Source organism: Domibacillus aminovorans (assembly GCF_001643235.1).
GTDB lineage: Bacteria > Bacillota > Bacilli > Bacillales > Domibacillaceae > Domibacillus > Domibacillus aminovorans.
In genome coordinates this window covers 1-422 of the sequence record NZ_LQWY01000074.1, presented here as the reverse complement: position 1 = coordinate 422, position 422 = coordinate 1, and the positions used below count along the sequence as shown (strand labels likewise).

Genomic DNA, 422 nt, shown 5'->3' with positions numbered 1-422 from the left:
GCTACCATTACTTCATAACCGCCTGCATCCATTACTTTCAAGTCCGCAAGAACTGTTAAGTTAGGGAATGCTTCTTTCATTTCTTTTACTGCACGAAGGCCTTCGTTAATAATAACCGGTGTGCCGATTTCAACGACATCAACGAATTGTTCTACTTCTTTAACGACAGCGATACCTTCTGGGATGTTGACAAGGTCAAGTGCTAATTGTAATTTCATGGATATGTCACTCCTTCTAATAGTTTGTTAGTTTGATTAGATTGGTACTACAGTCATTATATATCCTAATTTTCAGAAAATAAAGTACGCACTTTGTTATCATATAGTGTCGAAAAATATACTATTAGAATATGGATTTAGTCCATTTTTTAAAAAATTCAAGGAGAGCGTAAAATATCTTGTGTAAATGAATAAACAGAAAAA

General features: G+C 33.6%; 1 protein-coding gene. It reads right to left on the bottom strand.

The window, feature by feature from the left end:
- Window positions 1-218: orotidine 5'-phosphate decarboxylase / HUMPS family protein (locus tag AWH49_RS20895; RefSeq protein ID WP_232454555.1), on the bottom strand; the 218-nt coding region annotated here is incomplete at its 3' end.
- Window positions 219-422: the final 204 nt, after the last annotated feature.